The organism is Streptosporangium sp. NPDC023615 (assembly GCF_040640155.1).
Lineage (GTDB): Bacteria > Actinomycetota > Actinomycetes > Streptosporangiales > Streptosporangiaceae > Streptosporangium.
The window spans coordinates 1-6,318 of record NZ_JBFABE010000131.1 but is presented as its reverse complement, the minus strand read 5'-3'; the positions used below and the strand labels follow the sequence as shown (position 1 = coordinate 6,318).

The 6,318-nt window shown below is 73.0% G+C and carries 5 protein-coding genes; all 5 read left to right on the top strand.

Annotation, left to right across the window (positions count from 1 at the left end; genetic code table 11):
• A partial coding sequence (locus AB0G16_RS38105) for a GntR family transcriptional regulator (protein WP_362815797.1) occupies positions 1–501 on the top strand: 501 nt, incomplete at its 5' end.
• Entirely contained in the window at positions 498–1,694 is a 1,197-nt protein-coding gene (locus AB0G16_RS38100; protein WP_362815795.1) for a CoA transferase, read from the top strand. The genes AB0G16_RS38105 and AB0G16_RS38100, both read left to right, overlap by 4 nt.
• Before the next feature lie 13 nt (positions 1,695–1,707).
• On the top strand, positions 1,708–3,747 hold the full coding sequence (locus AB0G16_RS38095) for a hydantoinase/oxoprolinase family protein (protein ID WP_362815793.1): 2,040 nt from the start codon (positions 1,708–1,710) through the stop codon (positions 3,745–3,747).
• Entirely contained in the window at positions 3,744–5,606 is a 1,863-nt protein-coding gene (locus AB0G16_RS38090; protein ID WP_362815791.1) for a hydantoinase B/oxoprolinase family protein, read from the top strand. The genes AB0G16_RS38095 and AB0G16_RS38090 overlap by 4 nt, the downstream gene beginning before the upstream one ends.
• Positions 5,603–6,220: an isochorismatase family protein gene (locus tag AB0G16_RS38085; protein ID WP_362815789.1), complete on the top strand. Its 618-nt coding sequence runs from the start codon at positions 5,603–5,605 to the stop codon at positions 6,218–6,220. The genes AB0G16_RS38090 and AB0G16_RS38085 overlap by 4 nt, the downstream gene beginning before the upstream one ends.
• The last annotated feature ends 98 nt before the right edge of the window (positions 6,221–6,318 follow it).

Genomic DNA, 6,318 nt, shown 5'->3' with positions numbered 1-6,318 from the left:
CTGCAGGCCGAGGGGCTCGTCGAGATCGCGGCCAACCGCGGCGCCCGCGTCGTGGAGTACCCGCGCGAGGACCTGGAGACGATCTTCGAGCTGCGGGCGCGGATCGAGGGCCTGGCCGCGCGCCAGGCCGCCGCCGTGGCCACCGCCGCCGACTGCGACCGCCTGCACCGGGTCGCGCTCGACCTGCGCGACCACGCCGAGCGGGGCGACGTCGAGGCGGTCTACCGCCTCAACGCCGACTTCCACGGCGACCTGGTACGCCTCGGCGGCAGCGCCGTCCTGGCCCAGTCGATCAGCTCGCTGGTCCACTCGCCCGTCCTGCTGCGCACCTACGGAGCCTTCGACGAGGAGGCGATGCGGCGCAGCGTCAACCACCACATCGAGATCGCCGCGGCCGTGCGGGCCGGAGACCCCGAATGGGCAGAGGCCGTCATGCGCGCCCACCTGTTCTCCGCCCGCGCGTCCCTGCTCGGTCCCCGTCACCAGGAGAACCCACGATGAGAGGCCTTCCGCTCGGAGACGTCCGGGTCGTCGAACTCGGGCAGTTGCTCGCGGGACCGTTCTGCGGGCAACTGCTCGGCGACTTCGGCGCGGAGATCATCAAGGTGGAGGACCCCGGCCGGGGCGACCCCATGCGCCAGTGGGGCAGGGAGAAGCCGCACGGCACGTCCCTGTGGTGGCCGGTGGTGGCCCGCAACAAGAAGTCCGTCACCTGCGACCTGCGCACCGCCGAGGGCCAGGACCTCGTCCGGCGGCTGGTCGAGCGGGCCGACGTGCTGCTGGAGAACTTCCGGCCCGGCACGCTGGAGCGCTGGGGCATGTCCCCCGACCGGCTGCACGAGATCAACCCCGGACTGGTCATCACCCGGGTGACCGGGTTCGGCCAGACCGGCCCGTACGCGCCCAGGGCCGGCTACGGCTCGATCGGCGAGGCCATGGGCGGCATCCGCCACGTCACCGGCGACCCCGACCGGCCGCCGTCGCGCGCCGGGATCTCGCTGGGCGACTCCCTGGCCGCCACCCACGCCTGTATCGGCACGCTCGTCGCGCTGCACGAGCGCGAGCGCAGCGGCAAGGGCCAGGTCGTCGACTCGGCGATCTACGAGGCCGTGCTCGCCATGATGGAGTCGATGCTGCCCGAGTGGCAGCAGGCCTCCTACCAGCGTGAGCGCACCGGCCCGGTGCTGCCCAACGTCTCGCCCAGCAACGTCTACCCCACCGCCGACGGCGACTCGGTCCTCATCGCGGCCAACCAGGACAGCGTGTTCCGCCGCCTCGCCGCGACGATGGGCGCCGACGGGCTCGCCACCGACGAGCGCTACGCCACGCACGGCGCCCGCGGCGCCCACATGGCCGAACTGGACGAGACGATCGCCCGCTGGACGTCCGGCTTCCCCGCCGACGAGCTGCTGGAGATCCTGCACCGCGACGGCGTCCCGGCCGGGCGGATCTACCGCGCCGCCGACATGTTCGACGACCCGCACTTCGCCGCCCGCGAGGCGATCGTGCGCGTCCCCCACCCCGAGTTCGGCGAGCTGGCCATGCAGAACGTGGTCCCCAAGCTCTCCGACACGCCGGGGAGCGTGCGCAGCGCCGGGCCCGAGCTCGGCGCGCACAACGACGAGGTCTATCGCGGCCTGCTCGGCCTGACCGGCGAGGAGATCGCGCGGCTCGCCGCGACAGGAATCATCTGACAAGGAGCACGGCATGCACTACCGGCTCGGGGTGGACGTCGGAGGGACGTTCACCGACATCCTCCTCATCGACACCGACAGCGGGCGCACCTTCCGCGCCAAGACCCCCTCGACCCCCCACGACCAGTCGGCGGGGGTGCTGGCCGGCATCGAGAAGGTCTGCGCCGAGGCCGGCATCCCCCTGTCCGAGATCGGCCAGGTCCTGCACGGGACCACGGTCGCGACCAACGCCATCCTGGAGGGCAAGGGCGCCCGGGTGGGCCTGGTGACCACCGCCGGGTTCCGGCAGGTGCTGCAGATCGCCCGCTCGTTCGTGCCCGGCGGCCTGGCCGGCTGGATCATCTGGCCCAAGCCCGAGCCACTGGCCGCGCTGGAGGACACGATCGAGGCCGTCGAACGGGTCGCCTCGGACGGCTCCGTCGTCGTCCCCCTGGACGAGGACGCGCTACGCGCCTCCCTGTCGCGGCTGCGCGGCGTCGAGGCCCTCGCGGTCTCCCTGATCAACTCCTACGCCTTCGACGGCCACGAGCGGCGGATCGCCGAGATCGCCGCCGAGGAGCTGCCGGGCGTGCCGGTCTCGATCTCCTCGGCCGTCCTGCCCGAGCTGCGCGAGTACGAGCGCACCATCACCACCGTCGCCAACGGCTACGTCCAGCCGCAGGTCGCCCGGTACATGGACAACCTCGCCTCGAAGATCGCCGAAGGCGGGGTGGAGGGAGCCCTGAACATCCTGCGCAGCGACGGCGGCCTGGCCTCGGCCCCGGCCGCGGCGGCCAACCCGGTCAACCTGCTGCTGTCGGGCCCGGCAGGCGGCGTCGCCGGCGCGGTCTGGGTGGCCGAGCAGGCCGGCTTCCCCGACTTCCTCACCTTCGACATGGGCGGCACCTCCACCGACGTCGCCCTGGTCGAGAACCTGCGCCCGCGCATCGGCCGCGAGACCAAGGTCGGCGACCTCACCGTCCGCTCAGCCTCGGTGGACGTGCGGACCGTCGGCGCCGGCGGCGGCTCCATCGCGCACGTCCCGGAGCTGACCCGGGCACTGCGCGTCGGCCCCCAGTCGGCCGGGGCCGACCCCGGCCCGGCCGCGTACGGCAGGGGAGGCGAGGAGCCGACCGTCACCGACGCCAACGTGGTGCTCGGCTACCTGCCGACCCGGCTGGCCGGCGGCGAGATCGTGCTGGACCGGGAACGTTCCCACGCCGCGGTCGCGCGGATCGCCCAGGCCATGGGCCTGCCGTCGGCCGAGGCCGCCGCGCAGGGGATCGTCGACATCGTCAACGAGAACATGTTCGGCGCGTTGCGCCTGGTCTCGGTCCAGCAGGGCTTCGACCCGCGCGACTTCGCGATGGTCGCCTTCGGCGGGGCCGGGCCGCTGCACGCCAACGCGCTGGGCCGCCTCACCGGCTCCTGGCCGGTCGTCATCCCGCCCTCACCGGGCGTGCTGTGCGCGTACGGCGACGCCACCACCTCGCTGCGCGACGAGGCCTCCCGCACCTACATCCGGCGCTTCTCCCGGCTCACCGACACCGAGCTGGGCGAGCTGCTGGCCGAGCTGGCCGAGACCGCCGCGCGGACGCTGGAGGCCGAGGGCGTCGGCCGCGACGACCAGAGCGCCACCTACCACGTCGACGTCCGCTACCACGGGCAGGGATTCGAGATCCCGATCCCGGTGGAGGCCGGCACCGGTCTTGAGGCCCTGGGCAAGGCGTTCGACGCCGAGCACGAGCGGCTCTTCTCCTTCCTGCTGGGCAACGAGCACGAGCTGGTCAGCGCCCGCGCGGCGGTCAGCGGCCCGCGCCCCAACGTCCGCGCGGTCGCGCTGGAGGCCGGCGGCGAGGACGCCTCGGCGGCCGTCGTCTCCACCCACCCCATCTGGGTCGAGGGCGGCTGGAGCGACGCCGCCGTGTACGACCGCTCCGCACTGCTGGCCGGGAACGTGGTCCGCGGCCCGGCGATCGTCGTCGAAATGGACTCCACCACCCTCGTGCTGCCGGGCCACGCCGCCACGGTCCACGAGAGCGGCAGCCTGCTCATCCGCCCCCTGGAGGCATGATGGCCCAGATCATCGAGACCGCCGGCGCGCCGCTCACGGCGGTGGACGTCGACCCGGTCACCCTCGACATCATCGAGAACGCGCTGCGCAACGCGCGCCACGAGATGGACGAGGTGCTCTTCCGCACCGCGCTCTCCCCGGGCATCCGCGAGCAGCACGACGAGTTCCCGCTGATCGGCGACCCCCAGGGCCGCATGGTCGTCGGCCAGTTCGGGCTGTCGATCCCCTCGCTGCTGGACGGGTTCGACGGGACCATCGAGGAGGGCGACGTGCTGCTCACCTCCGACCCCTACTCCTGCGACGGCGCGATCAGCCACGCCAACGACTGGCTGGTCGTCATGCCCATCTACGTGGACGGCCGGGTCGTCGGCTGGGCGTCGATGTTCGGCCACATGTCCGACGTCGGCGGCAAGACCGCCTGCTCCATGCCGACCGACGCGCGCACCATCTTCGAGGAGGGCGTGGTCATCCCGCCCTTCAAGCTCTACTCCAAGGGCGTGCTCAACGAGGACGCGCTGCGCATCATCCTCAACCAGGTGCGCCAGCCCGACTGGAACCGCGCCGACCTCAACGGCCTCATCGCGGCCTGCCGTACCGCCTCCCGGCGGATCCAGGAGCTGTGCGCGCGGTTCGGGACCGAGACCTACACCTCGGCGCTGGAGGCGCTGCTGCTGCGCAACCACGACGCGATGAGGATCCTGCTGGCCACGCTCTTCGAGGACGGGGAGACCCTCACCTTCTCCGACTACATCTGCGACGACGGGGTGGGCTTCGGGCCGTACAAGCTGACGCTGTCGCTGACCCGCACGGGTGAGAAGGTGCTGCTGGACTTCTCCGGCAGCGACCCGCAGGCCCAGGGGCCGATCAACTACTTCATCAACGAGAACCTCGCCCGGATGTTCTTCGGCATCTACCTGATCACCGTGGCCGACCCGCAGATCCTGTGGAACGACGGCTTCTACCCTCTGGTGGACGTGCGCATCCCGGAAAAGAGCTTCTGGAAGCCGGAGTACCCGGCCGCGCTCAACGCCCGCAACCACGGCATCGGCCGCATCTTCGACCTGTTCGGCGGGCTGCTCGGGCAGCGGACGCCGGAGCTGCTGAACGCCGCGGGCTTCTCCTCCTCGCCGCACTTCATGTACTCCGGGCACAAGACCGGCACGGGGGAGTGGTTCCAGCTCTACTCCATCGGCTTCGGCGGCGTCCCGGGACGGCCGATCGGCGACGGCCCCGACGGGCACTCGCTGTGGCCGTCGTTCACCAACATCCCGTGCGAGTTCCTGGAGTCGTACTACCCGCTGCGGATCGAGCGCTGGGAGACCGTCGCCGACACCGGCGGTGCCGGGCTGCACCGCGGCGGCAACGGCGTCGACGTGGCCTACCGGTTCCTGGAGCCGGGCACGATCGCCATCCACGACGACCGCTGGCTCACCTACCCCTGGGGCGTCAACGGCGGCACCCCCGGCGCCCGGGGACGCAAGTGGATCGAGCGGGCCGACGGGAGCGTGCAGACGCTGCCCAGCAAGGTGCACGACGTCCCCGTCGCCCCCGGCGACCTGCTGCACTTCGTCACCTGGGGCGGCGGCGGGTGGGGCGACCCGCTCGAGCGCGACCCCGCGCTGGTCGCGCTGGAGGTACGGCGCGGCCTGGTCAGCGCCGACGGCGCCCGCCGCTACGGCGTGGCCTGCGACGACGAGGGCGTGGTGGACGAGGAGGCGACGGCCGAACTGCGCGCCTCGCTGCGCGAGACCAGGCCCGAGCCGGCGGTGTTCGACATGGGCCCGCCGCTGGAGGAGATCCTCGCCCGCTGCGAGGAGGAGACCGGCCTGCCCGCCCCCCGCCCGCCGGTACGGGTGTGAACACGGGGTCCGGTGAGGCGTTCGGGGGGACCCTGCCCTTCGGGGAGCGCCCGGCGCTGATCCTCGTCGACCTGATGCGCGCCTACTTCGAGCCGGACGCCGAGCTGTTCCTCGGCTCGCGCGGCTGCCTGGAGTCGGCCGCCCGGCTGCTGGCCGCGGCCCGTGAGGCGGGCGTCCCGGTGGTGCACACCCGCGTCTCCTACGGGCCGGGCGGCACGGACGGCGGCCTGTTCTTCCGCAAGGTCGCCCCGCTGCGGCACCTGGTCGGCGACGGCCCGCTCGGCGCGCTCATGCCCGAGGTGGCCCCCGACCCGGGCGAGCTGGTCGTCGTCAAGCAGTACGCCAGCGCCTTCTTCGGGACCTCCCTGGCCTCCACCCTCACCGCGCTGCGCGTCGACACCCTGGTCGTGGCGGGCGTGTCCACCAGCGGCTGCGTCCGGGCCACCGCGGTCGACGCGATCCAGCACGGCTTCCTGCCCGTCGTCGTGCGCCAGGCCGTCGGCGACCGCGCCCCGGGACCGCACGAGGCGAACCTCCACGACATCCAGGCCAAGTACGGGGAGGTCTGGGACGAGGCCGACACCCTGGCCCGCCTGCGCGCCCCCACCGCCTGACTCACCCGCCCGCGCCCCACTGCCCGACCGGCCGCGGGCCGGGCTCGGGGCGGCCGACCGGGACCCGCGCGCCTTCACCGCTCCCGACGTCCTCGACA

Excerpts from the sequence above, each read along its gene's own strand:
- AB0G16_RS38100 (WP_362815795.1), top strand. The coding sequence starts at position 498 with ATGAGAGGCCTTCCGCTCGGAGACGTCCGGGTCGTCGAACTCGGGCAG.
- AB0G16_RS38095 (WP_362815793.1), top strand. The coding sequence starts at position 1,708 with ATGCACTACCGGCTCGGGGTGGACGTCGGAGGGACGTTCACCGACATC.
- AB0G16_RS38090 (WP_362815791.1), top strand. The coding sequence starts at position 3,744 with ATGATGGCCCAGATCATCGAGACCGCCGGCGCGCCGCTCACGGCGGTG.